The organism is Serratia marcescens (assembly GCF_001902635.1).
Classification (GTDB): Bacteria; Pseudomonadota; Gammaproteobacteria; order Enterobacterales; family Enterobacteriaceae; genus Serratia; species Serratia marcescens_F.
Genome location: NZ_MJAO01000019.1, coordinates 1 through 24,716, shown reverse-complemented (window position 1 = coordinate 24,716; position 24,716 = coordinate 1). Strand labels below are relative to the sequence as shown.

Genomic DNA, 24,716 nt, shown 5'->3' with positions numbered 1-24,716 from the left:
CAACGTAAGGAATTATCGATGAGCAAAGTATTGGTTCTGAAATCAAGCATCCTGGCGACCTACTCTCAGTCTAACCAACTGGCCGATTTCTTCGTAGAGCAATGGAGCAACGCCCATAGCGGCGACACCATCACCGTGCGCGATCTGGCTGCACAGCCGATCCCGGTACTGGACGGTGAACTGGTCGGCGCGCTGCGCCCTTCCGATGCCCCGTTGACCCCGCGTCAACAAGAAGCGCTGGCCCTGTCGGACGAGCTGATCGCCGAACTGCAGGCCAATGACGTCATCGTGATTGCCGCACCGATGTACAACTTCAACATCCCGACCCAGCTGAAAAACTATTTCGACCTGGTTGCCCGTGCCGGCGTTACCTTCCGCTACACCGAAAACGGCCCGGAAGGCCTGGTGAAAAACAAACGCGCCGTGATCCTGACCAGCCGCGGCGGCATCCATAAAGACACCCCAACCGACCTGGTGGAACCGTACCTGCGTCTGTTCCTGGGCTTCATCGGCATCACCGACGTGGAGTTCGTCTTCGCGGAAGGCATCGCCTACGGCCCGGAAGTGGCGACCAAAGCACAGGAAGACGCCAAGGCGGCCCTGTCTCAGGTGGTTGCCGCCTAAGACGCTGCGCAGGGGCGGCATGCCCCTGCCGGACACGCTGCCAGTCCTGTCAAACCTGCACTACCCTCATAATAATCATCTATCCGTATCTCTTGGCGCGCCTGATGGCGCGCTTTTTTTATTTCTTCAGCCACTGGCCGTTGATGCCGCGCACATACTCGCCGCTCTGCGCGCGCGTCACCAGCTTCTGCCCGGCCATGCGCGCCACTTCGTCGACGGCGATATGGTTGCCATCCGCCACTTCCTGATACTTCTCGGCGCGGCCGGCGTTGATGCGTTTCACCAGCGCCAGCGTTTCCGCATCCTGCTGCACCGGCGCAATATAGCCGCTCAGCGTTTCGCCCACCCGCCCTTGCTGTTTCGCTTCATCCAGCGTCAATGCCATCGCCAAGCCGCTGAACAGCCAGGTGGCGGCAGTCAGCCACAAATAACGTTTCTTCATGCCGGCTCCTAGAACAGACCGCTTTGGGTTTTCAGCAGGTTTTCGACGTCCTTATCCACCTTGATATGAATTTCATGCTCGATCTTGACGTTCATATTGATGGTAATCGGCTCCTTCGGCGTCGCCACCTCGATGCGCGGCACACAACCGCTCAGCAGCGAAGCGCACAGCACCGCTGCCAGCGCCGACACACTCATGATTTTCATTGTTGTTCCCCAGGTTGTGAGAGGGCCTGCTCCAGCCACTCCTGTAAATTGTCGCCGAAGCGCAAACTGCGCCACAGCTGAAACACGTTTTCCTGATGGCGATAGTTCAGGATCACCTCGCGCTTGGCGTTCTTCTGCGGGTTGATGCCGTCGATGCGTGCGCTCAGCGTCAGCTCGCCCAGGTTGTCGAGATCGACCCGGGCGTGCGATCGGTTGATTTCCATATAGCGCAGCCAGTCGATCGCCGCGCCGGTCGCCAGATTGTTGCCGCCGATGGCGTCGGCCATGTCTTTGTCCAGCCGCAGCGTCAGGGTGCCGGCATTGGCGATCCAACCGTTTTGCACCAACCATTTCGGGTGGTTCAGGAACAGCGGCAGTTCGCCGTCTACCCGGCCGGACATGGCTAACTGCTTCGGTTTCAGGGCGGTGAACAACGCACTGAGATCGATCTTGTCCAACTTCAATACCGCGGCGTCATGCTGCGGCAAACGCAGCGCCGACAGGCTGATATGCCCGTTGAGCATATCCACGCCGACGTTGCTCAACGTCAGCGGCTGCTCCTCACTATAAGGATAGGTGCCCTGCAAATCGGCGGTGATGTTCTGCATCTCGAACAGGTTGGTGAAAGACTTGATGCGCAGCGACACCGGCTGCTTGGCACCCAGCTGCCACTGATGCTGCTTAAACCGGTACGACAAGATGAAATCCAGGCCGCTCATTTCTCCGTCTTTCAGCCACATGCCACCGTTTTTCACCACCCAGTGACCGCCGGCTTCAAAACCCTGCTCGCGGGCGGCGGAAAACGCCGACTGCGCGTAAAACTCACCGTCGCGCAACGTGATATTGAGATCCGGCGCCAACAGCGGTTGGAAGACTTTCAGCGATTGTTTCGGCCACCAGCCTTCACCACGCAGGCGTTCGCCGTCCCAACGGCCGCGCAGCGCGATCGGCCCAATCTGCTGTGCCTGCAGCTTGCCCTGCAGTTGGAAACTGTCCGGCGAACTGCCGTTTAATTGCAGCGCCAGCACCGGCGCCGGCAGATGGCCACCGTCGCTGAAGCTGACTTTATCCGCCGCCAGCTGCAGCTCGCCGTTGAACTGCGGGCGCTGCTCATCACGCTGCCAGCGCAGCGGCTGGTTGAGGCTCAGCCGCGGTGCGGCGACCGTCACCAGGCCGTACTTCAATTTGTCGAAGCCGGTGGAGAGTTTGTCGAGCACCAGATCGCGGTCTCGCCAGCTGCCGCTGCCGGTGACGTCCCAGGCGGCCTGCAGCGGCGGCAACCGGCCATTGCCCCAGTAGCGCCACTGCCAATCGCCCTTGTCCGGCCAGAAATCCTGCGCCTGGCCGTCCAGATGCAGTTTGAAACGCCCCCAGTAGCTGTCGCTGGCGCTCAGAATCGCCTGCAGGCGGCCAGTGATGCCGGCGGCGGTCACCTTCACACCCGCCAGCGGTAAACGCACCTCTTCCAGTTTCATTTCCGGCGCCACCTGGCCCCACAGGCGCAGCAACGATCCCGATTGCAAGATCAGCGTCGGATTGAGAATGCTGCCGCCGATCACACCCGGAATCGACGCAGTGGCCGAGAAGTCGGCCAGATTGGCCTGGCCGGTCAGCTGGAAACGCAGATCGCTGTCGGTCAAACCCACTTTGCCCGGCCCGAGGGTGAGCACCGCATTGCCCTTGCCATTGTGGCCGGCGGTGATCACGTTCAGCCGCGCGCTGATCTCCGTTTCATCCAACCCTGTGCTCCAATCGTGCAGCGCGATGCTCAGGCCGCCGTTCAACGGCTGCCCACTATACGGCCAACGCCACTCGCCCTGCTTGATGCTGACCCGCTGCGGCGTGACTTCCCACGGCAACACCGCCAGCGGACGATCGTCACCTTTTTCGCTCACCGTCAACACGCCCTGCTGCTGTTGCCAGCGCATGTCCAGCAACACCGGTTTTTCCAGATAGGCCGTCTGCATTTCCCCCTGCAACGCCCCCTGCGTCGGCAGGCTGGTCAGATCCAGCGGAATGGTTATCTTGCCGGCGAGGTGCAGCGGTTGTGTGCTATTGGGCGGGACGACGGTCAGACTTTGCAACGTCAGCTGCTGTTTTTCATCCAGCTGCGCCTCCGCGCTGAGATTCGGCCCCTGATAATGCAGGCGTTGCCCGTCATGGCCGGAGGAAAGCTGCAGCTTGCCGGCATAGCGCTGCCAGGGAATGAGCGTCAGATCGTTAATGGTGAGATCCAGCGGCGGCAACTGCCGCTGCAATTGGTCAAGCGCCAGCGGCGCACTGTTGGCGTCGCTGGCCGGCAGTTTTGACAAACAGGCGCTATCGACGCTGACCTTATCGCTCGACAGCTGCCAACGGCCCTGCCGATAGGCCAGCCGCGTCGGCCCGACGTTGGCCAGCAGGCAATCTTGCGCGCTGAAACGCGCCCCCGCCAGCGCCAGGCCACCCTGGCGCCAGTGCAATTTGCCCTGCAATTCCAGCCGGCTCCCCGCCGGCAACCAATGCGATAACACGCCCGGCAGCCAGCGCGGCAAGGTTTGCCACAGCGCCAACGCCAGGATCGCGCAGCCCGCCACAGTCCCTATGAATACTTTCAATCGCCTGGTCATTAAATGATTGCTTCGTTCCTGAGTTAGGCATTCATTAAGTCTATGCCTGAATTGACAATAATGATGGCACGAAATTGACATAGGGTGAAGCTGAGAGCCGTTACCGGCGCCATTTGCACCTTTTTGGCGCAAACGCGCACGGGATTGTAGATTTTCGTTACATATAGTTCACATGAATGGGACAGTTTTCAGACTTTTGTTATTGTCGTTACCGTTGATGATTAATAGTCTTGCAAGCATTCTAATAAAAGTTTAGCTGCTAGCTAACTGTGTACTAGAGAAGCCATTCCCCACACCCCCGTGGGGATTTTTTTGCCGCCCGCCATCACCATCGCCCCCTTCAACCGCGTCAAGCCCGCACAGCCGCGATCCCACCGCATCCGAAACCGCTAACCAATTGTCGAATTTACTAAAATCTGTTAAATTGATCACAAAATCACGGTGGAGAAACCACGATGAAATTGGCGATATACAGTACCAAACAGTATGACCGTAAATATCTCGAACTGGTGAATCAGCAGTTTGGCTATGAGCTGGAATTCTTCGACTTTTTGCTCAGCAAGAAAACCGCCAAAACGGCCGCCGGTTGCAAGGCGGTGTGTATCTTCGTCAACGACGACGGCAGCCGTGAAGTGCTCGAAGAACTGGCGGCGCTGGGGGTCGAAATCCTCGCCCTGCGCTGCGCCGGTTTCAACAACGTCGATCTGGACGCCGCCAAAGAACTGGGCATCAAGGTAGTACGCGTGCCGGCGTATTCGCCGGAGGCGGTGGCAGAACACGCGGTGGGCATGATGATGTGTCTGAACCGCCGCATTCACCGTGCCTATCAACGCACCCGCGACGCCAATTTCTCGCTGGAAGGGCTGATCGGCTTTAACATGCACAACCGCACCGCCGGCGTGATCGGCACCGGTAAAATCGGCGTGGCGACGATGCGCATTCTGAAAGGCTTCGGCATGAAACTGCTGGCCTACGATCCGTTCCCGAGCGAACAGGCGCTGGAACTGGGCGCGGAATATGTCGATCTGAAAACGCTGTACGCGCAATCCGACGTGATCACCCTGCACTGCCCGCTGACGGCGGAAAACCACCATCTGCTGAATGCCGACGCCTTCGCGATGATGAAAAACGGCGTGATGGTGATCAACACCAGCCGCGGCGCGCTGATCGACTCCACCGCCGCCATCGATGCGCTGAAGCAGCAGAAAATCGGCGCGCTGGGGATGGACGTCTACGAGAACGAGCGTGACTTGTTCTTCGAAGACAAGTCTAACGACGTGATCCAGGATGACGTATTCCGTCGCCTGTCGGCCTGCCACAACGTGCTGTTCACCGGCCATCAGGCTTTCCTGACCGAAGAAGCGCTGACCAGCATTTCGCAAACCACGCTGCAGAACATCAGCCAGTTGGATCGCGGCGAAGCCTGCCCTAACCAGTTGAACGCCTGAGCATGACGTCAGGGCGCCCGTGTGGCGCCCTTTTTATTAAGGGAAAGGCGATGAGAAAAACTGCGGCGACCGCCCTGGCGGCGCTGGCCTTAACGGGGTGCAGCATGATGCAACACACCACCGTCGCGCCAAACGATTTGTTGCATCACAATTTCGTGTTGCAAAGCGTGGATGGCGAAGCGGCCAAGCTGCCGCCGGGCGGCGGCTTGCTCAATCTGGAGTTCGGCGAACACCTGCATGTGTCCGGCGCCATGTGCAACCGCTTCTTCGGCCAGGGGCAATTAGACGACGGCGTGCTGACGGTGAAGCCGTTGGCCATGACGCGCAAGCTGTGTCCTGACGATCAGCGAAATCAATGGGATCGGGTGATCGGCACCGTACTGGAAAACGGCGCCAAAGTAACGCTCAGCGCGCAGCAGTTGACGCTGAGCGGCAGCGGCCACACGCTGGTCTATACCCTGCGCGATTGGGTGTACTGATCCTGCGCGCCCGGCCTGGCGCCCTATGCTTATCCGGCGCAGCTGCCCAGGCCCAGCGAGCGCTCCTCACACTGCTTGCCGTTCGGCATTTGGCACATACGCAACGCTTCGCCGTTCAAATTGTGCGCGATGGTGGTGACGCCGCCGACCGCCGCGCAACCGGCGCTGGTCTGCAACGTATTGATTCTGGCACTGTTGCCCTGCTGTACTGGCTCTTCGTTATTGCTGCTGCAGGCGGCTAAAAGCAGCACGGCGCTGGCAAGCAGCCATTTTGATGTCGTCATTATCCCACTCCTGAACCTGGAACTGCGCTGTGTAAAATCGCCATTGCTGATAGTGCGCGTCACTCGGCGGACACGTTTCGCTATCTTTGATGCAAACCTGTTTAATCTAGCTCGATATATAAATAATGAAAATATATTCCGGCCATTATTGGGTGTTTTTTTGCACCGGATGAACATTTATTTTTATTGCAGGCTATTTCCGCTTCGCCGCAAGGCGCCAAACGTGACGCTGCCACCCGCTACAGGCGTCGGCCGCACGCAGAAAGTGATAACGTCACTGCTGCCGACGAGGAGGTTTCTCCCGCAATATCGGGATTAATTATCTTCGCGTGCTTTCAGTGAGACGGCGCATTTTTTGCTACCGGAGAGGAGGATATTTGCGTCTATGCTGGCGGCGCTAAGTAATTAGCATTCCACTATTTTCAGTGAATGATGGCTGAATTCTTCAACCGGCGCGACTTGCTGTCACGCCGGCCTTTTTTCACATTAAAATAACACTCAATGCACCGAGGCTTTCGACAGTAAATTAATCACCAGCACACCGGCAATAATTAATCCCATGCCGACGATCGCCGGCCAATCCAATTTTTGCTGATAAACGAATACCGCGGCGACCGACACCAGCACGATCCCCATGCCTGACCAGATCGCATAGACGATGCCCAGCGGCATGCTCTTGACCACCATCGACAGCCCCCAAAATGCCACGCCGTAGCCCAGCACCACCAGCAGCGACGGCCACAGGCGGGTAAAGCCCTCGGAGGCTTTCAACATGGTGGTGGCGATCACTTCCGCGACTATCGCCATCGTCAAATACATAAATGCGCTCATGGTTTTCTTCTGTTAGTTTGCCGATGCGTAATTATGACGCGCCGGAAATAAATTGTCTTTAAACGGTGAAAACAATTTATTGCCGTCGGCCCCCAATCGACGAGGAAATACGCCCTTGCCGATTTATCAACCGCCACACAAACGCGATAAAGCGACGTTCTCCCCTCTGTTAGACTTTTTTCCATTACTGCGAAAGTGCGCTTTCGCGGCTTTGTGAGCAATGAAAAGGTAACGTCGATGATAACTACAGATGGTAATAATGCAGTCGCTTCCGTGGCCTATCGCACCAACGAAGTGATTGCCATCTATCCTATCACGCCGAGTTCCACCATGGCGGAACAGGCGGATGCCTGGTCCGGCGATGGCCGGCAAAACATCTGGGGCGATATCCCGCGGGTGGTGGAAATGCAGTCGGAGGGCGGTGCGATCGCCACCGTACACGGCGCCCTGCAAACCGGCGCGCTGTCGACCTCGTTCACCTCATCGCAGGGTCTGCTGTTAATGATCCCGACGCTGTACAAACTGGCCGGCGAGCTGACGCCGTTTGTGCTGCACGTCGCCGCGCGCACCGTGGCCACACATGCGCTGTCAATTTTCGGCGACCATTCGGACGTGATGGCGGTGCGCCAGACCGGCTGCGCCATGCTGTGCGCCGGCAGCGTGCAGGAAGCGCAGGACTTCGCGCTGATCTCGCAGACCGCCACCCTCAACGCGCGCGTGCCGTTTATCCATTTCTTCGACGGCTTCCGCACCTCGCACGAAATCAACAAAATCATGCCGCTCAGCGACGATACGCTGCGGCAAATGCTGCCGCAGGCGGCGATCGACGCACACCGCAGCCGGGCGCTGTCGCCGGATCATCCGGTGGTGCGCGGGACTTCCGCCAACCCGGACACCTATTTCCAGTCGCGCGAAGCCACCAATCCCTGGTATGACGCCACCTGCCAACACGTAATCGACGCCATGGAGGCCTTCGCCACCCTCACCGGCCGCCACTACCGGCCGTTCGACTATTACGGCCACCCGCAGGCCGAGCGCGTGGTGGTGGTAATGGGCTCCGCCGCCGGTACCTGCGAAGAGGTGATCGACACCCTGCTGGCCCGCGGCGAGAAAGTCGGCGTGCTGAAGGTGCGGCTGTTCCGGCCGTTCTCGGCCAAACACCTGCTCGACACGCTGCCGGACAGCGTGCGCAGCATCGCGGTGCTCGACCGTACCAAAGAACCGGGCGCGCTGGCTGAACCGCTGTATCTGGACGTGATGACCGCGCTAGCGGAAGCCTACAGCCGGGGTGAACGCACCACGCTGCCGCGAGCGATCGGCGGCCGTTACGGCCTGTCGTCGAAAGAGTTCGGCCCGGATTGCGCGCTGGCGGTGTTCCGCGAACTGGCGCAGCCGCAGCCGCGCCCGCGCTTCACCGTCGGCATTTTCGATGATGTCACTGGCCTTTCGCTGCCGCTGAGCGACGAAATCCTGCCGCAGCGCGCTTCGCTGGAAGCACTGTTCTACGGCTTGGGCAGCGACGGCTCGGTTTCGGCCACCAAGAACAACATCAAAATCATCGGCAACGCCACGCCGCTGTATGCCCAGGGCTATTTCGTCTACGACTCCAAAAAAGCCGGCGGCCTGACGGTGTCGCACCTGCGCGTCAGCGAGCAGCCGATCAACTCGGCCTATCTGGTCAGCCACGCGGATTTCGTCGGCTGCCACCAGCTGCAGTTTATCGATAAGTACCAGATGGTCGAACGCCTGAAACCCGGCGGCACCTTCCTGCTCAATACCCCTTACGGCGCCGACGAGGTCTGGTCGCGCCTGCCGCAGGAGGTACAGGCGCTGTTGCACCAACGCCAAGCGCGTTTCTATATCATCAACGCCGCCAAGCTGGCGCGCGAATGCCGGCTCGGCGCACGCATCAACACCGTGATGCAGATGGCGTTTTTCCATCTGACGCCGATCCTGCCGAGCGACGTGGCGCTGCAACAGCTGCAGGATGCCATCGCCCGCAGCTACAGCAGTAAGGGCCAGGAGATCGTCGAGCGCAACTGGCAGGCGCTGGGCGCCACCCGCGGCGCGCTGATCGAGATCCCGCTGCAGCCGGTCGACGCCAGCAGCCCGATGCGCCCGCCGGTGGTCTCGGACGCCGCGCCGGACTTCGTCAAAACCGTCACCGCCGCGATGCTGGCCGGGCTGGGTGATGCGCTGCCGGTTTCCGCCTTCCCGCCGGACGGCACTTGGCCGGTAGGCACCACCCAGTGGGAGAAGCGCAACATCGCCGAAGAGATCCCGGTCTGGCAGCCCGACCTGTGTACCCAGTGCAACCACTGCGTCGCCGCCTGTCCGCACTCCGCCATTCGCGCCAAGGTGGTTCAGCCGGCGGAGATGGCACACGCCCCCGCCTCCCTGCAGTCTCTGGATGTCAAAGCGCGCGATATGCGCGGCCAGAAATACGTGCTGCAGGTAGCGCCGGAGGATTGCACCGGCTGTAATCTGTGCGTCGAGGTCTGCCCGGCGAAAGATCGCCAGAACCCGGAGATCAAAGCCATCAACATGGCTTCGCGCCTCGATAATCTGGCGGCGGAAAAAGACAACTACGACTTCTTCCTGCAGCTACCGGAAATCGATCCGGCGCAGCTGGAGCGCATCGATATTCGCACCTCGCAGCTGATCACGCCGCTGTTCGAATACTCCGGCGCCTGCTCGGGCTGCGGCGAAACGCCATACATCAAGCTGTTGACCCAGCTGTATGGCGACCGTTTGCTGATCGCCAACGCCACCGGCTGTTCGTCGATCTACGGCGGTAACCTGCCGACCACGCCATACACCACCAACGCCGAAGGGCGCGGGCCGGCGTGGGCCAATTCGTTATTCGAGGACAACGCTGAATTCGGCCTGGGCTTCCGCCTGACGGTCGATCAACATCGCGCGCGGGTGCTGCGCCTGCTGAGTTCGCTGGCACCGCAGCTGCCGGAGCCGTTGGTCAACGCCCTGCAGATGGCGGACGTGGCGCCGGAGCCGCGCCGTCAGCAAATCACCGAACTGCGCGCGCGGCTGGCGAGCCTCGAAGGGGAAAACGCGCGCCAGCTGGCGGCCGATGCCGACTATCTGGTGGACAAGTCAATCTGGCTGATCGGCGGCGACGGCTGGGCTTACGACATCGGCTTTGGCGGTTTGGACCACGTGCTCAGCCTGACGGAGAACGTCAACGTGCTGGTGCTCGACACCCAGTGTTACTCCAACACCGGCGGCCAGCAGTCGAAGGCCACGCCGCTCGGTGCCGTGACCAAGTTCGGCGAGCATGGCAAACGCAAGGCGCGCAAGGATCTGGGCGTCAGCATGATGATGTACGGCCATGTCTACGTCGCGCAGATCTCGCTGGGAGCGCAGCTTAACCAAACGGTGAAAGCGATTCAGGAGGCCGAGGCCTATCCGGGGCCATCGCTGATCATCGCCTACAGCCCGTGCGAAGAGCACGGCTACGATCTGGCGCTCAGCCACGATCAAATGAAACAGCTGACCGCCACCGGCTTCTGGCCGCTGTACCGCTTCGATCCGCGCCGCAGCGCCGAAGGCAAGGCCGCATTGGCGCTGGATTCCCGGCCGCCTAACAGCGACCTGGCGGAAACGCTGCTGAAAGAACAGCGCTTCCGTCGCCTGAATTCGCAGCAGCCGGAGGTGGCCAGCGCGCTGTATCAGGCCGCCGAGAAAGAGCTGAAGGAGAAATACGACTTCCTCAGCCTGCTGGCCGGCAAGGCGGAAAAATCCGCCGCAGAGTAATCCCGCACAGGGCGCGAGCGATTCGCGCCCTGTTCATTCCGCCGTCTGTGATCAAGCGACTATCACGGAGAAGACAATGTCTCGCGATAAAGGCCTTGAAGCGGTGTTAAACGATGACCTGGTGGAAATGCCGGGGATAACGGAGAAGGCCATGTTCGGCGGGTGGGCGTGGTTGCTCAATGGCCATCTGTTGTGCGGTGCGCGCGATGACGGACTGCTGGTGCGCCTGGGTAAGGGCAATGATGATTGGGCATTGGCGCTCCCGGGCATTTCGCCAATGATCTCACGAAATAAAAAGATGCCAGGTTGGGTGCGCGTTGCGCCAGAGGCGTATGGTGACGATGCACTGCGGCTGAGACTGCTGCAAGCCGCGCAGCTCTTTGTTTTGTCCCTTCCCGCAAAATGAACGCGTCGGCGCCTGCTATCCGTTCATTGCCGGACAATCAGCAGGCATCATTGCAAAACCTGCTGGCATTCCTGCGCGCAATCCGTACCATACAGGCCTCGCGTCGGGCGCATGGAGGCAAGATGATGAATAATGATCAAAATCGGCCGGTTGGATGGTAAAATCGCGGTCTAAAACGCCATGCCCCCTAGTGCCCCCCATTGAGAATGAGCACGATTTAAATGTCAGAAAAGCAATCCGTTAGCCAAAAAGAGCAGTACAACCTGAACAAATTGCAAAAGCGCCTGCGCCGCAACGTGGGCGAAGCGATCGCCGATTTCAATATGATCGAAGAAGGCGACCGCATCATGGTCTGCCTGTCCGGCGGTAAAGACAGCTACACCATGCTGGAGATCCTGCGCAACCTGCAGCAGAGCGCGCCGGTCAACTTCTCGCTGGTGGCGGTAAACCTCGATCAGAAGCAGCCTGGCTTCCCGGAGCATATTCTGCCTGCCTATCTGGAAAGTCTGGGGGTGGAGTACAAAATCGTCGAAGAGAACACCTACAGCATCGTCAAAGACAAGATCCCTGAAGGCAAAACCACCTGTTCGCTGTGCTCGCGCCTGCGCCGCGGCATTCTGTACCGCACCGCCACCGAACTGGGCGCCACCAAGATCGCGCTGGGCCACCACCGCGACGACATTCTGCAAACGCTGTTCCTCAATATGTTCTATGGCGGCAAGATGAAAGGCATGCCGCCCAAGCTGATGAGCGACGACGGCAAACACGTGGTGATCCGCCCGCTGGCCTATTGCCGCGAGAAAGACATCGAGCGCTTTTCGATCGCCAAGGAATTCCCGATCATTCCATGCAACCTGTGCGGTTCGCAGCCTAACCTGCAGCGCCAGGTGATCGGTGACATGCTGCGCGACTGGGACAAGCGTTACCCAGGCCGGCTGGAAACCATGTTCAGCGCCATGCAAAACGTGGTGCCTTCGCATCTGAGCGACATCAATCTGTTCGATTTCAAAGGCATTCACCACGGCAGCGCCGTGGTGGACGGCGGTGACCTGGCGTTCGATCGCGAAGACATTCCGATGCAGCCGGTCGGCTGGCAACCGGAAGAGTCAGACGACGCGGCACCGGCGCCGGAACGTTTGAACGTGCTGGAAATCAAATAACCCCCCTCACCGCCCGCAGCCCTGCGGGCGGTGACATCTCCCCTTCTCGACGATCTCGATCCTGCTCACAGTTTGCGCAAAATTTACTGGGCGGTGCCGTTTTTACCCTATACTGTTCATTTATACAGTTATACGGAGATCGCGTAATGAATATCACCCCCTGCCTGTCCCACATTTCATTGGGCACCAACGACTTCGAGGCCGCCGCCGCCTTTTACGATCGCGTTTTGGCCGCCTTAGGCTGCCGTCGCGTGCTGGAGCACCCGGGTGCGGTCGGCTATGGCCGCGATTATCCTGAGTTTTGGCTGCAGCTGCCGATCGACGGCCGGCCCGCCTCGACCGGCAACGGCGTACACGTCGGCTTTTTCGCCACCAGCAAACAGCAGGTGGATGAATTCCATCGTCAGGCGCTGTTGGCCGGCGCCGTCGATGAAGGCGCGCCCGGTTCGCGGCCGCACTACGGCGAAGCCTATTACGGCTGCTTTGTCCGCGATTTGGATGGGCACAAGATTGAAGCCAGCTTCTGGGATGAAAGCGCAGCCTGAGGAAGAGGAATAGCCGGATAAAAAAATGCCGGTGATTAAACCGGCATTGTACGAATCAAATGTGCTATGCAGTAATTCAAAAATAAGAAAGTAAGACAATTATGGAGCGCAACGCCCATCGCTTGACGTTGCATTCACCTGCGAGAGAGATCATGCCCCATTTCCCCCGGCTAAATGTTGATATTGCTCAATGTTAACCGGGTTTTCGTCGTTTTTGCTTACAGCCAGCGGCTGCGCTTTAGCCACCAGGCGACGCCCCCCACTAACGCCAGCAGCATCAGGCAAAAGGTGACGAAACCAAACGGCGCGCTGTTGCCCGGAATGCCACCAAGGTTGACGCCGAACAGCCCGGTCAGGAAGGTGGTGGGCAGAAACACCATCGCCAATAATGACATGGTATAAGTGCGGCGGTTCATCGCATCGGCCATCACCGTGGTGATCTCGTCGGACAAGATGGCGGTGCGCGCGATGCTGCCGTCCAGATCGTCCAGCCCTCGCCCCAGACGATCGGCGATGTCCTGCATGCGGCGGCGATCGTCATCGCTCATCCACGGCAAGCGATCGCTGGCCAGCCGGGCGAAGACGTCGCGCTGCGGCGCCATATAGCGGCGCAACACGATCAGTTGTTTACGGATCAACGCCAGCTGACCACGCTCCGGCACCTGCTGCTCCAACAACGCGTCTTCCAGATCGATGATCTTGTCGTGCAGATCTTCGATAAACTCGCTGGTGTGATCGGTCAGCGCATCGGAAACCTCCACCAGCCAACTGCCGCTGTTGGTCGGCCCGGCGCCGCTTTGCAGATCGTTTACTACCTGATCGATGGAATACACCTTGCGGTGCCGGGTGGAAACAATCAGTTTACCGGTGATGTACACGCGAATGGTGACCAATTGATCCGGACGGGAGTTGGCGTTGAAGTTGATGCTGCGCAGAGTGATCATGGTGCCTTCGCCCTGGCGATTAACGCGCGGCCGTGAGCTTTCGCCGGAGAGCGCTTCGCGCACCGAATCCGGCAGCAGCGGCGTGGTGCTCAACCATTCGGCGCTGGCCGGGTGCGCATAATCGAGATGCAGCCAACACGGTGCGTCGCAGGTTACTTTGTCATCCTGCTCGATCGGCGTTACGCCCCCCTTGCCGTCCAGCTGATAAGCGTAAACCGCGTCGGCGACCTGCAGCTCGCTCCCCTCAATAACATCCATTGATTCATCCCCTCAATCTTGCTTATGGTGCAGAGTCTAGCGTTAACGTCTTGGAGATCAAAGACCAAGCTGTAACGCCAGTTTTCACGCCTGGCTAAAAGCGTGCCCTATACTTCAGGCGCAAGGAACGAGTGGTTGCCTACCCGCGGCAGGTAACGGCGCTATTTTCCCATTAAAGCAGACGAATAATAACGGCAATGAAATAAACCATTGCCGATAAATCAGACAATATCGCCGATAAAGCGCTGGTAATACTTTTATTATTATGACTTAACATATTAGTATCAATTTAAATTCAAAATGATAATAATAAATCAACATAAAGCTGTTTCAGCGCAAATTTTAGGGGCATATACTTTTCTCACTACGAGGAGGTAGTTATGTTACGCGACCATTTAAAAATAAACGCCAGCGATACGCTGGAAAAAATCAGCAGTATGCATTTGCAAAACCAGGGCCAGGAAGAGATCAGTGAGTTTGTGGTGAAAAACGCCGCCGGCCTGCAGATTGGCAAGGTCTCCGTCCACGATCGTTTCAGCACCCGTCGCTCTTATCCCACCAGCTACCGCATCACCCAGACCGACATGAGCGGCCGCGTGGTGGTGGATGCCATGCGGGACTGTCTATAGTAGTGACGCACAAATAAAGATCGCGCATGAGCGCGATCTTATAGCCACCCGCCGCTTTCACCACGATGCTGTGTGATTTATCGCGACTCAAATTAAGAATACCTGTGGCAGCCTGGGTAAAGACCAGCAGGGTATCGCGGCTCATCGCTGGCGCAATAAAGTTAACAACCACATTATTTAGCGAGTCTGCCGATACGCCCGGAGGCACTTCCCAGAAATCGCCGCCACCGGCAGCAAGTTCTATCCCCCTGCAACCTGAATCACATGATCATGAGTATGACTTGAGTTACCATCAGAAACTGTCAGTGATAACGTATAAGTCGCCGATGGATTACTGGCCGGTACCTTGACCTGAACAATGGCGTGATCAAGGCCGCCAATCACCTCCAAACCAGACGACGCCCTCCAGTGATGAGTTAACTGCTGCCCTTCAGGGGCAAACGGGTGAGCCCCAGTAAAGGTCAACGGTGCGTCCGGTTGAACCGGATTCTCCGGGCCGGTAATCACCGCAATCGGTGGCTCATTAATTGACAATGGCCCGACATTCACGCCTGTAAAATAGAAAGGTTGCATGTCGACGACTTGCGTTGTCACATTGCATCCCAATCCTTCACGTACCGCGTTCACTAACAAACCATTATCTTTATCAATCGTCCACGTGAAAACACCCCCCAATCCTTTACTCAAGGCATAAGCACCTTTGGCTTTGGCCGTGCGCGGGGTGTCCAGCGACATAAACAGGTGTGACTGCGGGCTATACAGATAATCGGCATTCGCCTTTTCATCGGTGTACAACAAGAAGCCATTTTTGCCTGACTTAGCATTAAGATCCAGATAATTATAAAGAATGTCGCACCAATCAGACGTCCCGGATTCAAAACTACCGGTTGTGGAACCCAACTCAGGCTGTGGGACATAGCTGCCACTGAGTGGGGATTCGTTATTAATCGTGGCATTACGAGCATTGCGGGTATAGCCGGCATAGCCGATATTGATATTGCCAGGGTTAACGCCCAAATCCAGCAAATAATTAACGGCGGCATCAACGCTGCAGACCGCCTCACTGGTGCTATACAGGTTGGTGTGATGGTTTAATTTGGTAGCCCACGGCGTACCAAAGAAGTCATAGGTCATCAGATTGATGCCTTCCACCCCGGCAGCAAGCAAATCAGGGATATGAGCCAGCGCCATCACGTCAGGGTCTGCGGAAGTCGCAATACTGATCTTCACATTACCTCGACCAGAGCTAGTCAACGCGGCCTTGAGGTCTTGAATTAATAGTTTGTAATACTGCCAATCATCTGGCCCATGGCTATTACCATTACCCGGCGCACCTGGGTATTCCCAGTCCAGATCCAGCTCGCTAAACATTGGAAAACGCTGGAATAAATCGACGACGCTGGCGCAAAAGTTAGCGCGTTTTACGGGATCGCGCGATGTGTGATAAAAACCGTCACTCATGCTCCAACCACCGATACTGAATGACAAAATCAAATTATGCCCTGCCTTCTGCGCAGTGACTTGTTTTTCACGTAATCCCCCGAGTACGCCGCGAACTTTACTCTGATAAAAATCACCAGGCATTTGAATATCAACCCAGCCTTCAAGACCATTATTTTTGGCTGCCTGACAATCGCCCCATGCATCCAGGAACGTGACATCACCCAATTTAGAGCGCGCAAATTGAGGGGCCGCGGCAGATATTGCCGCCGCCTTTTCCCCTTTATCGCCCAGAATACCGGCAAAACCGATAATGATTTTATCGAATGCCAAAGGATCTAATAGCGCTAAATTCACACCGATTCCACGAGCAGCCGGTGGGCAGTCGATGTTATCCAAACGCCCATCATATTGTGACCAATCGGTGTAGTAACCAAATACTCTGGGTTTGCCCGCCGTGTCATAATGGTTATAGAGAGGATTGAGCACTCGTGCCGAGGTATAGCTTAATTCTTGCGTTGCTGTTGCTGGAACAAAACCATCGATAGCGTAAGAATGGTCGGTCGCCAGATCGGGTTTAGTAATATTCGTCATATTAATTCCTCATAGAAACGCTTGATAATAATAAATTGGTAACTCTGACTGATAGCCAGGTATCAAGAAGCCAGAGATTGATAAGATATTTTTATCAATTTAAGCATGTGTAATTGTATGCTTAAACGCCGAATTATCCAGCTTTTCTCTGTGGAATTAAAAAATACACATGTAATTAGCTGTTATTAATCGCTATATTTATTTGGCACATCTTAGGGTTGAACAGCTTTCAGTCGCCTGCATTATCCGTGATATCATCACTCAGTGTGCTATCTGGTATCTTGCTTATGATTTCAGCTTGTGCAATCTGACAGAAATGATGGCAGGCTACGGAGATCATGGGATCCCCTGCGTTCTACTGCGTGGGTGGAGGAGTGGCGTGCCGAAAGAATTTTATTCTGATATATATCAGTAATTTACAAGATAACTTCAATAATGAGACTGATATTTAGCCAGTGTATTTTTATTATCACTGAATGTGATTCTAACGCCGCTATACATCTCAGCTACCGTGGCTTCAAAAGGAGTGCTTATTACACGTGATGATGGTCATCATTGCACTCCACAACATATAATTGTAACGGCCTCTGAAATAACGAAATAATAACATGATGATACACCCCTGTTTATGGCTAAACGGGGGTTATCGCGTGAAAAAAATAATCAACTCCGTCATGACGCCGCTGGTAAAATACCGCCCCCGCATTAGGCGGGGGCGATAAATAAATCGACTCAGTGTTTAATGATATACATCGTCTGGCTGTAGGCCACGTCTTCCGGGTTGGTGATCGGGTAGCCTTTTACCCACGGTTTGATCAGGCGGCCGTTGGTGTATTGGTAAATCGGCGCGATCGGCGCCTGGTCGGCGATAATCTGTTCCATCTTGTTGTAATCGGCGGTCACCGCCGCCGGATTGGTTTCCCGCCCCGCCTGCGCCAACAGCTTGTCGTAGTCCGCGCTCTTGAACTTGGCGATGTTGCCGCTGTGGGTGGAGGTCAGCAGCGACAGGAAGGTGGAAGCCTCGTTATAGTCGCCGACCCAGGAGGCGCGGATCACATCGAAATTACCGGTGTTGCGGCTGTCGATATAGGTTTTCCACTCCTGGTTTTGCAGCTTGACGTCAATGCCGAGCTTTTTCTTCCACATCGAAGCCACGGCGATGGCGATCTTCTGGTGACTTTCCGAGGTGTTATACAGCAAGGTCAACTTCAGCGGGTTGCCTGGGCCATAGCCGGCCGCCTGCAGCAACGCTTTGGCCTGCGCGTCCAGCTCAGCCTGCGGCTGCTGTCGCAGCAGACTCGCTTCCGGTTTGAAACCGGCGGTCACGTCCGGCGTGAAGTGATAGGCCGGTTTTTCGCCGGTGCCCAACACTTTCTCCGCGATAACCTTGCGGTCGATGGCGTAGGACAAGGCCTGGCGCACCCGCACATCATTGGTCGGCGCGCGCTGGGTGTTGAACGCGTAGTAATAGGTGCCGAGCTGATCCGGGGTGTACACCTGGCCCGGAATGTCTTTCAGCAGCTTCTGATACATGTTTTTCGGGAAGGACTCGGTGATGTCGATGTCACCCGCCAGATAACGCTTGGTGGCGTTGGATTCCTGGTTGATCGGCACGAAGGTCACTTTGGTCAGCACGGTCTGCGCGTGATCCCAGTAGTGATCGTTAGGCGTCAGCACCAGCTTCTCGTTCACCACCCGCTCCTGCAGTTTGAACGCGCCGTTGCCCACCAGATTGCCGACCTTGGTCCAATCGTTGCCGTATTTTTCCACCACCGCCTTGTTCACCGGGAACAGGCTGAAGTTGGCCGTCAGGCTGACGAAGTACGGCACCGGCTTATCCAGCTGCACCTTGAGCGTGTAGTCGTCCGGTGCCGAAACGCCCAGGCGATCGGCCGGCAGCTTGCCGCCGATAATCTGTTCGGCGTTCTGGATCCCCGCCAGCTGCGCGAACCAGGCGAACGGCGACAGGTTTTTCGGCTCCACCAGCCGCTGCCAGCTGTAGACGAAGTCTTTCGCCGTGACAGGGTCACCATTTGACCAGCGCGCATCTTTGCGCAGATGGAAAATATAGGTCTGGTTGTCGCTGGTCTGCCAGCGTGTGGCGACGCCGGGGATCACTTTGCCGTTGGCGTCCTGATTGACCAGCCCTTCGAACAGATCGCGCGCCAGTTGGGCCTCCGGCAAGCCGACCGCTTTAATCGGATCGAGCGATGCCGGCTCGTCTTTAATGTGGCGCACGATTTCCTGTTTGTCCGCCAACGCGGTGCCCGGGGGAACCTGCGCCGCCATCGCGCTGCTCATACAGGCACCGATCGCCGCCGCGCAAAGCGCCAAACGAAAACCCCGTTGTATTTTTCTTCCTGCCATTATGATTTATCCCCCGTTAACCATCTGAATTTTTTATCATATAGCACAAGATCCATCAGACCTATAGCCCGCGGCCGAGAAGTTGCAAAAAGTGCGATTCAGGCGATAAAAAACCCGTGCGGCGCAGGGCGGCACGGGTTGCGTTTGCAGCAGCGACCGTCAGTCGTACAGGTGGATGCTGTTGATGCGGTAGCTGAATTCTTCGCCTTCTTCTTCATCGAACACGGTGAAAAAACCTTTCTCAGCCAGCGGACGGGCCGAAATGTCGGTTTTTTGCAGCTGGCGCGCGTCGGCGTCGTCATAGCCGTAGTCGAGGTAGAAAGCATCTTTCTGGTAATCGATATGCAGGGTGAACGGATAGTTCGATTCGTCCCCGCGCCCGTCGTCATTTTTCACCACGCCGAACCATTCACCCTGGCGGATCTGGTTTTCAGCGTCCACGCCGCACAGCAGCGTGATGGTGTCATTTTCATTTTCGCTATAGCTGGCGATGATTCTGGCTACTGGCATGTTAAATCCTCTTGCGGGTGATTGGCTTAGCTCTGCCGTTAGTATAACAACAGCGCCCGGTCAGGTGCGGTTTAATTGGTGTTTTCACCGCCGTGGCGTCACAGATCGCGCAAACGTCGCACAATTGCGGTGGGAAAGATGCGCCAAAGCGTAATACACTGAATAAAATGACAATGACTCTCGGCCTTTAACTCAGAGACAACCACTATGATCGAACATCGACCGCGCAGTGAACGTGGCCAGTTGGCCGTCGCAGGAGAGAATTACGGCAGTTCACTGCTGGGCGCGCCGTTGCTCTATTTCCCGGCGGCGGTGAGCGGCCCGGATACTGGCCTGATCATCGCTGGCACCCACGGCGATGAGGGCGCCGCCATCGTGACCCTGTCCTGCGCGCTGCGCAGCATCGCGCCCAACCAACTGCGCCACCACGTCGTGCTGGCGGTCAACCCCGACGGCTGCCAGCTGGGGCTGCGCGCCAACGCCAACGGTGTCGATCTGAATCGCAACTTCCCGGCCGCCAACTGGCGCTCCGGCGACACCGTTTACCGCTGGAACAGCGCGGCGCCGGTGCGCGACGTCAAGCTCTCCACCGGCGGGCGCCCCGGTTCCGAACCGGAAACCCAGGCGCTGTGCCATCTGATCCATCGCCTGAAGCCGCACTGGGTGGTGTCGTTCCATGAGCCGTTGGCCTGTATCGAAGATCCCGCCAGTTCACAGCTCGGCGTTTGGCTGTCGCACAAGTTCGAGCTACCGCTGGTAACCAGCGTCGGTTATGAAACGCCCGGTTCGTTCGGCAGCTGGTGCGCGGATCTGTCGCTGCCGTGCATCACCGCCGAATTCCCGCCGATCTCCGCCGACGCCGCCAGCGAGCGCTACATCGACGCGATGACCGAGCTGCTGGCCTACCCCAATTAATTCCTACGGGGCGAGATCGACGATCGCCCCGCATTCGAACACCAGGCCCGGCTCGACGTCCCGCGCCAGCCAGGTCGGGCCGTCCAGATCGATGAAGCGCGCCGCCGGTGCCAGCGGCAAGGCGGCGGAGATGGCCCGCGAAGTGCACAGCATACAGCCGAGCATGATGGCGAAGCCCTGCTCCCGCGCGCTTTCCGCCAGCGCCAATGCCTCGGTCAAGCCGCCGGTTTTATCCAGTTTGATATTGACCATCTGATAGCGCCGCGCCAACCGCGGCAGATCGGCGCGGGTGTGGCAACTCTCGTCGGCGCAGATCGGCAGCGGATGAATAAAGTGCTCCAACGCGTCATCGTCGCCGGCCGGCAGCGGCTGCTCCAGCATCGCCACGCCGAGATCGGCCAGCAGTTGGCAGCGCGCCGCCAGCCCTTCCGCACGCCAGGATTCATTGGCGTCGACGATCAGCGTCGCCTGCGGCACCGCCGCGCGGATCGCCACCAGCCGCTCGCTGATATAGTGATCGTCGAGTTTGATCTTCAGCAACGTAGCCCCCTGCCGCTCCAGTTCACGCGCGGCGAAGGCCATCGCTTCCGGCGTGCCGATGCTGACGGTCTGCGCCATACGGATCTGCGCCGGCGCCGTTACGCCGCTGCGCTGCCACAGGCTCTGTCCGTGCAGGCGACACTCCAGATCCCACAGCGCCGAGTCCAGCGCGTTGCGGGCGGCGCCCGCCGGCATCTGCGTCAACAGCTGCTCGCGAGTGAGACCCTGCGCGATCGCCGGCACCATCTCCGCCAGCTGCGCCATCACCGATTCCTCGCTCTCACCGTAACGCGGGTATGGCGTACATTCGCCGGTACCGCGCACGCCCTGCTGTTCGATGTCGACCACCACCACCCGGGCTTCGGTGCGGCTCCCGCGCGCAATCACGAAGGCGGTGTGCAGCGGCCAGGCTTCCGGGTAAAAACGCATGTCTCTCATAACGGCTCCTGAGCGAAAACGGCGCATCAAGGCGGGCTGATGTGCCGGTGATGATTTATAGAACAGCCTAATATATACAACTATTTAGCAAACTTTGATATCCAATCCGCCCCGGTTGTCATAAACTGGCGCCGGGGTGTGAACCTGATGTTAAACGCCATCGCAAACGCGCCGTTTCATCAGGTTCATACCCTTTGTATAAACACCTGTAAAAGGAATCTAGCAATGACTCAGACAGTACATTTTCAAGGCAATCCGGTCAGCGTAGCGGGCAAACTGCCACAGCAAGGCGAACAGGCCAAGGCCTTCTCACTGGTTGCCAAAGACCTGTCAGACGTAGCGCTGAGCAGCTTCGCGGGTAAACGCAAAGTCCTGAACATCTTCCCAAGCATCGATACCGGCGTCTGCGCGACTTCGGTGCGTAAATTCAACCAACTGGCCAGCGGCCTGGATAACACCGTGGTGCTGTGCATCTCCGCCGATCTGCCGTTCGCGCAGTCGCGCTTCTGCGGCGCGGAAGGCCTGAGCAACGTGGTCACTCTGTCCACCCTGCGCGGCGCCGAGTTCAAGCAGGCGTACGGCGTTGAAATCGCCGAAGGTCCGTTGGCAGGCCTGACTGCGCGTGCGGTCGTGGTGCTGGATGGCCAGGACAATGTGCTGTACAGCGAGCTGGTGAACGAAATCACCACCGAGCCGGACTACGACGCGGCGCTGGCTGCGCTGAAATAACAAAGCCGGCGAACGCCGGCTTTGGAAACACGTTAAAGGCGCCGCAAGGCGCCTTTCTTATTCTTCGCCCTCAGCGCCACCCTTGCGGCTGCTCAGGCCATACTCGCGCAGCTTGTTGGCGATCGCGGTATGGGAAACGCCCAGCCGCTTCGCCAGCTTGCGGGTGCTGGGATAAGTGCGATACAGGCGCGTCAGCACCGAGCGCTCGAAACGCTTGCTGATGTCGTCCAGCGAGCCGTCCAGCACCTCGTCGCCCAGCGACACCTCCACGTCGAACTCCGGCAACACGATATCCTGCGGCCGCAGCTCGTAGCCTTCGGTTTGCGTCAGCGCGCGGTAGATGGCGTTTTTCAGCTGACGCACGTTGCCCGGCCAGCCGTATTTGCTGAGGAAACCGCCCAGATCGCTCGCCAACTTGGGCCGCGCCACGCCCTGTTCATCGGCGAAGCGCGCCACGAACAGCTCGGTCAGCGGCATGATGTCCTGCGGGCGCTCGCGCAGCGGCGGGATGGTGATGGTCAGCACGTTGAGGCGATAATAGAGATCTTCACGGAATTCGCCGCGCTGTACCAGCTCGGTGAGGTTTTTCTGGGTGGCGCAGATCACGCGCACATCGACGTGCACCTCATGCTCTTCACCGACGCGGCGGAACGTGCCGTCGTTGAGAAAACGCAGCAGTTTGGTCTGCATGCGCGGCGACATTTCGCCGATCTCATCCAGCAGCACCGAACCGCCGTTGGCCTGTTCGAAGAAGCCCTTTTTACCTTCCAGCGCATTGGGATAAGCGCCCGGCGCATGACCGAACAGTTCGCTCTCCACCACGTCATCCGGCAACGCGGCACAGTTCAGCGCCAGGAACGGCTGTTTGCCGCGCGGGCTGCGCAGATGGCAGGCGCGGGCCAAAATATCCTTGCCGGTACCGGTATCGCCGACGAGCAGCAGCGGCGCGTCGAGCATTGCCAGCTTGCGCGCCTGCTCCAGCACGTGGCGCATCTTGGCGCTCACCGCGACGATGTGATCGAATTCGGTATCGTCGTTCACCGACAGATTTTGCAGCTGGCGGCCCATGCGCGCGGTGGACTTCAGCATCACCACCGCGCCGACCGCCGCCGGTTGCTGCTGTTCGTCTTCCAGATAGATCGGCGTGATATCCATCAGGAAGTCCTGGCTGCGGATCACCACCCGCTCGGAGTGCGGCGCCGTGTGTTCGCTCTCCAGCCAGCGGCTGAAGTTATAGCCGCCGATCAGCGCGCCGGCGGTCTGGTTGCGGATCTTGTCTTCGTTCAGGCTGAACAAGGCCTGCGCCGCCGGGTTGGCCAGCTCGACTTTGCCCTTCATGTCGATCGAGAACACCGGTTCCGGCATCGACTCCAGCAGCGCACGCAGCGCGCGATGCTCACGTTCGGAAGGCATAAAGCTGACGGTGCGCACATCGGTCACGCCGGCGATGCGGCGGATCTCCGCCATCAGCGCGCGGAAAGTATCGAAATCCAGCTGGGAGAAATTGAGGTAAATGCGGCCGATGGGATCGATCTCAATGCCGCGCAGGTCAATGCTGCGCGATACCAAAAGATCGAGTAATTCTCGAGTGAGACCGAGACGGTCTTCGCAAAATACTTCCAAACGCATCAGTATTGGCCTTATCTCTGCAAGTGCGGGGATCGTTGACGATGATGATACTCCCTCGCACCGGGCGGTAGAAGCGATCTGTCAGCAAAAGTTGACAGAACTCTGATTTATTGCCGTGGTTGCTGATTTTAAACGCAAGTGAATAACAGCATCGGCGTCATTTTAGCCTGCATACAGAGAGTTATAACAACCAGTATTAATTTTGCAGAGATTTATAATGTAATTACAGGGGGATCGACTGTCGTCAAGCCTCGATTACGTCCAGCGTTTGCGCCGCTGAAAAAACGGCGCTCCTGAAAGCGCCGTCGCGGGGTTATTTGGCCTTGCCGTCGCTCTTTTTCAGCGTCTCTTTCAACTGGCCGATCAGCTGGCTGCGGAAATCGCCAAGCTTCGGTTTTCCCCTTCCAGCCACGGCAGCGGGCGGCACAGCTCCATCGCCTTGATGCCCAGCCGCGCGGTCAACAACCCGGCGCCGATGCCCTGCGCCGCACGCGCCGACAGCCGCGCCGCCAGATCCTGCGACATCCAGTCCATGCCGACTTCGCGCACCAACTCGGAAGCGCCGGCGAAGGCGATATTCAACAGCACCAGCCGGAACAGGCGAATGCGGCTGAAGTAACCCAGTTCGATGCCATACAGCGCGGCGATGCGGTTGATCAAGCGGATGTTGCGCCAGGCGATGAACGCCATATCCACCAGCGCCAACGGGCTGACGGCGATCATCAGCGTCGATTCGGCGGCCGAGCGGCTGATTTCGCGCCGCGCCTGGTTGTCCAGCACCGGCTGCACCAGTTTGGCGTACAGCTCCACCACTTCGCGGTCGTTTTGCGTTTCATGCAGCGACGCCTGCCAGCGCTGCAGCGCCGGATGCCCCTGATCCAACCCGGCCTGGCGCGCCAGCTTCTCGCAGAATTCGCG

Annotated in this window: 21 protein-coding genes and 1 pseudogene; 10 read left to right on the top strand and 12 right to left on the bottom strand. The window is 58.1% G+C overall.

Annotation, left to right across the window (positions count from 1 at the left end):
- Positions 1–18 precede the first annotated feature (18 nt).
- Positions 19–624: an FMN-dependent NADH-azoreductase gene (gene azoR / locus BHU62_RS18180; protein WP_073533278.1), complete on the top strand. Its 606-nt coding sequence runs from the start codon at positions 19–21 to the stop codon at positions 622–624.
- 118 nt (positions 625–742) lie between these two features.
- On the opposite strand, the gene BHU62_RS18175 is transcribed toward azoR, so the two are convergent.
- The 3 genes from BHU62_RS18175 to BHU62_RS18165 are packed head-to-tail and all read right to left on the bottom strand — an operon-like array spanning position 743 to position 3,881.
- Complete coding sequence (locus BHU62_RS18175; protein ID WP_073533276.1) at positions 743–1,066, bottom strand: YdbL family protein; 324 nt, start codon at positions 1,064–1,066, stop codon at positions 743–745.
- A gap of 8 nt (positions 1,067–1,074) precedes the next feature.
- Complete coding sequence (locus tag BHU62_RS18170; protein ID WP_073533274.1) at positions 1,075–1,272, bottom strand: YnbE family lipoprotein; 198 nt, start codon at positions 1,270–1,272, stop codon at positions 1,075–1,077.
- Complete coding sequence (locus BHU62_RS18165) at positions 1,269–3,881, bottom strand: YdbH family protein (RefSeq protein WP_073533272.1); 2,613 nt, start codon at positions 3,879–3,881, stop codon at positions 1,269–1,271. The genes BHU62_RS18170 and BHU62_RS18165 overlap by 4 nt, the downstream gene beginning before the upstream one ends.
- Before the next feature lie 455 nt (positions 3,882–4,336).
- Here BHU62_RS18165 and BHU62_RS18160 point away from each other — a divergent pair, with 455 nt between their 5' ends.
- Together BHU62_RS18160 and hslJ are read left to right on the top strand one after the other, a co-directional pair.
- Entirely contained in the window at positions 4,337–5,329 is a 993-nt protein-coding gene (locus tag BHU62_RS18160; protein WP_073533269.1) for a 2-hydroxyacid dehydrogenase, read from the top strand.
- Between the two features lie 50 nt (positions 5,330–5,379).
- Positions 5,380–5,808: a heat shock protein HslJ gene (hslJ, locus tag BHU62_RS18155; RefSeq protein ID WP_073533267.1), complete on the top strand. Its 429-nt coding sequence runs from the start codon at positions 5,380–5,382 to the stop codon at positions 5,806–5,808.
- Positions 5,809–5,837: 29 nt separating this feature from the next.
- On the opposite strand, the gene BHU62_RS18150 is transcribed toward hslJ, so the two are convergent.
- Both BHU62_RS18150 and ssmE read right to left on the bottom strand, forming a co-directional pair.
- Positions 5,838–6,092 carry a DUF333 domain-containing protein gene (locus tag BHU62_RS18150; protein ID WP_073533265.1) on the bottom strand — a complete coding sequence of 85 codons (255 nt, stop codon included), beginning with the start codon at positions 6,090–6,092 and terminating at the stop codon, positions 5,838–5,840.
- Between the two features lie 498 nt (positions 6,093–6,590).
- On the bottom strand, positions 6,591–6,923 hold the full coding sequence (ssmE, locus tag BHU62_RS18145) for a multidrug efflux SMR transporter SsmE (protein ID WP_004930487.1): 333 nt from the start codon (positions 6,921–6,923) through the stop codon (positions 6,591–6,593).
- 237 nt (positions 6,924–7,160) lie between these two features.
- On the opposite strand from ssmE, the gene nifJ reads away from it, so the two are divergent.
- The 4 genes from nifJ (at position 7,161) to BHU62_RS18125 (ending at position 12,805) form a co-directional block, all read left to right on the top strand.
- Positions 7,161–10,694 (top strand): pyruvate:ferredoxin (flavodoxin) oxidoreductase, encoded by a 3,534-nt coding sequence (gene nifJ, locus BHU62_RS18140; protein WP_073533263.1) that lies wholly within the window; start codon positions 7,161–7,163, stop codon positions 10,692–10,694.
- A gap of 76 nt (positions 10,695–10,770) precedes the next feature.
- Positions 10,771–11,100 carry a TfoX/Sxy family protein gene (locus BHU62_RS18135; RefSeq protein WP_073533262.1) on the top strand — a complete coding sequence of 110 codons (330 nt, stop codon included), beginning with the start codon at positions 10,771–10,773 and terminating at the stop codon, positions 11,098–11,100.
- 221 nt (positions 11,101–11,321) lie between these two features.
- The gene (gene ttcA / locus BHU62_RS18130; RefSeq protein ID WP_073533261.1) at positions 11,322–12,260 is read left to right on the top strand and encodes a tRNA 2-thiocytidine(32) synthetase TtcA; all 939 of its coding nucleotides are present in this window, start codon (positions 11,322–11,324) and stop codon (positions 12,258–12,260) included.
- Positions 12,261–12,406: 146 nt separating this feature from the next.
- Positions 12,407–12,805 carry a VOC family protein gene (locus BHU62_RS18125; protein ID WP_073533260.1) on the top strand — a complete coding sequence of 133 codons (399 nt, stop codon included), beginning with the start codon at positions 12,407–12,409 and terminating at the stop codon, positions 12,803–12,805.
- A gap of 218 nt (positions 12,806–13,023) precedes the next feature.
- Here the strand turns inward: BHU62_RS18125 and zntB are convergent, their stop codons facing one another.
- Positions 13,024–14,007: a zinc transporter ZntB gene (zntB, locus tag BHU62_RS18120; RefSeq protein WP_073533259.1), complete on the bottom strand. Its 984-nt coding sequence runs from the start codon at positions 14,005–14,007 to the stop codon at positions 13,024–13,026.
- A gap of 380 nt (positions 14,008–14,387) precedes the next feature.
- Between zntB and BHU62_RS18115 the strand changes: the two genes are divergently transcribed.
- A complete protein-coding gene (locus BHU62_RS18115) occupies positions 14,388–14,636 on the top strand; it encodes a hypothetical protein (protein WP_073533258.1) in 249 nt (82 codons plus the stop codon).
- A gap of 240 nt (positions 14,637–14,876) precedes the next feature.
- On the opposite strand, the gene BHU62_RS18110 is transcribed toward BHU62_RS18115, so the two are convergent.
- From BHU62_RS18110 to BHU62_RS18100, 3 genes are all read right to left on the bottom strand, one after another.
- The gene (locus tag BHU62_RS18110) at positions 14,877–16,670 is read right to left on the bottom strand and encodes a glycoside hydrolase family 18 protein (protein ID WP_073533256.1); all 1,794 of its coding nucleotides are present in this window, start codon (positions 16,668–16,670) and stop codon (positions 14,877–14,879) included.
- A gap of 732 nt (positions 16,671–17,402) precedes the next feature.
- A complete protein-coding gene (locus BHU62_RS18105; RefSeq protein WP_073533253.1) occupies positions 17,403–19,037 on the bottom strand; it encodes a peptide ABC transporter substrate-binding protein in 1,635 nt (544 codons plus the stop codon).
- Positions 19,038–19,196: 159 nt separating this feature from the next.
- Positions 19,197–19,547 carry a hypothetical protein gene (locus tag BHU62_RS18100; RefSeq protein ID WP_015378006.1) on the bottom strand — a complete coding sequence of 117 codons (351 nt, stop codon included), beginning with the start codon at positions 19,545–19,547 and terminating at the stop codon, positions 19,197–19,199.
- A gap of 207 nt (positions 19,548–19,754) precedes the next feature.
- Between BHU62_RS18100 and mpaA the strand changes: the two genes are divergently transcribed.
- Positions 19,755–20,462, top strand: a complete 708-nt coding sequence (gene mpaA, locus BHU62_RS18095; RefSeq protein ID WP_073533250.1) for a murein tripeptide amidase MpaA — start codon at positions 19,755–19,757, stop codon at positions 20,460–20,462.
- A 3-nt stretch (positions 20,463–20,465) separates the two neighbouring features.
- Here the strand turns inward: mpaA and ycjG are convergent, their stop codons facing one another.
- Positions 20,466–21,440, bottom strand: coding sequence for an L-Ala-D/L-Glu epimerase (gene ycjG, locus BHU62_RS18090; protein WP_073533248.1), 975 nt, complete (start codon positions 21,438–21,440; stop codon positions 20,466–20,468).
- A 225-nt stretch (positions 21,441–21,665) separates the two neighbouring features.
- On the opposite strand from ycjG, the gene tpx reads away from it, so the two are divergent.
- On the top strand, positions 21,666–22,169 hold the full coding sequence (gene tpx / locus BHU62_RS18085; protein WP_004930536.1) for a thiol peroxidase: 504 nt from the start codon (positions 21,666–21,668) through the stop codon (positions 22,167–22,169).
- A 57-nt stretch (positions 22,170–22,226) separates the two neighbouring features.
- On the opposite strand, the gene tyrR is transcribed toward tpx, so the two are convergent.
- Positions 22,227–23,798 carry a transcriptional regulator TyrR gene (tyrR, locus tag BHU62_RS18080; RefSeq protein ID WP_073533246.1) on the bottom strand — a complete coding sequence of 524 codons (1,572 nt, stop codon included), beginning with the start codon at positions 23,796–23,798 and terminating at the stop codon, positions 22,227–22,229.
- Positions 23,799–24,111: 313 nt separating this feature from the next.
- Positions 24,112–24,716, bottom strand: a pseudogene (locus BHU62_RS18075) (TIGR01620 family protein); the annotation flags it as partial.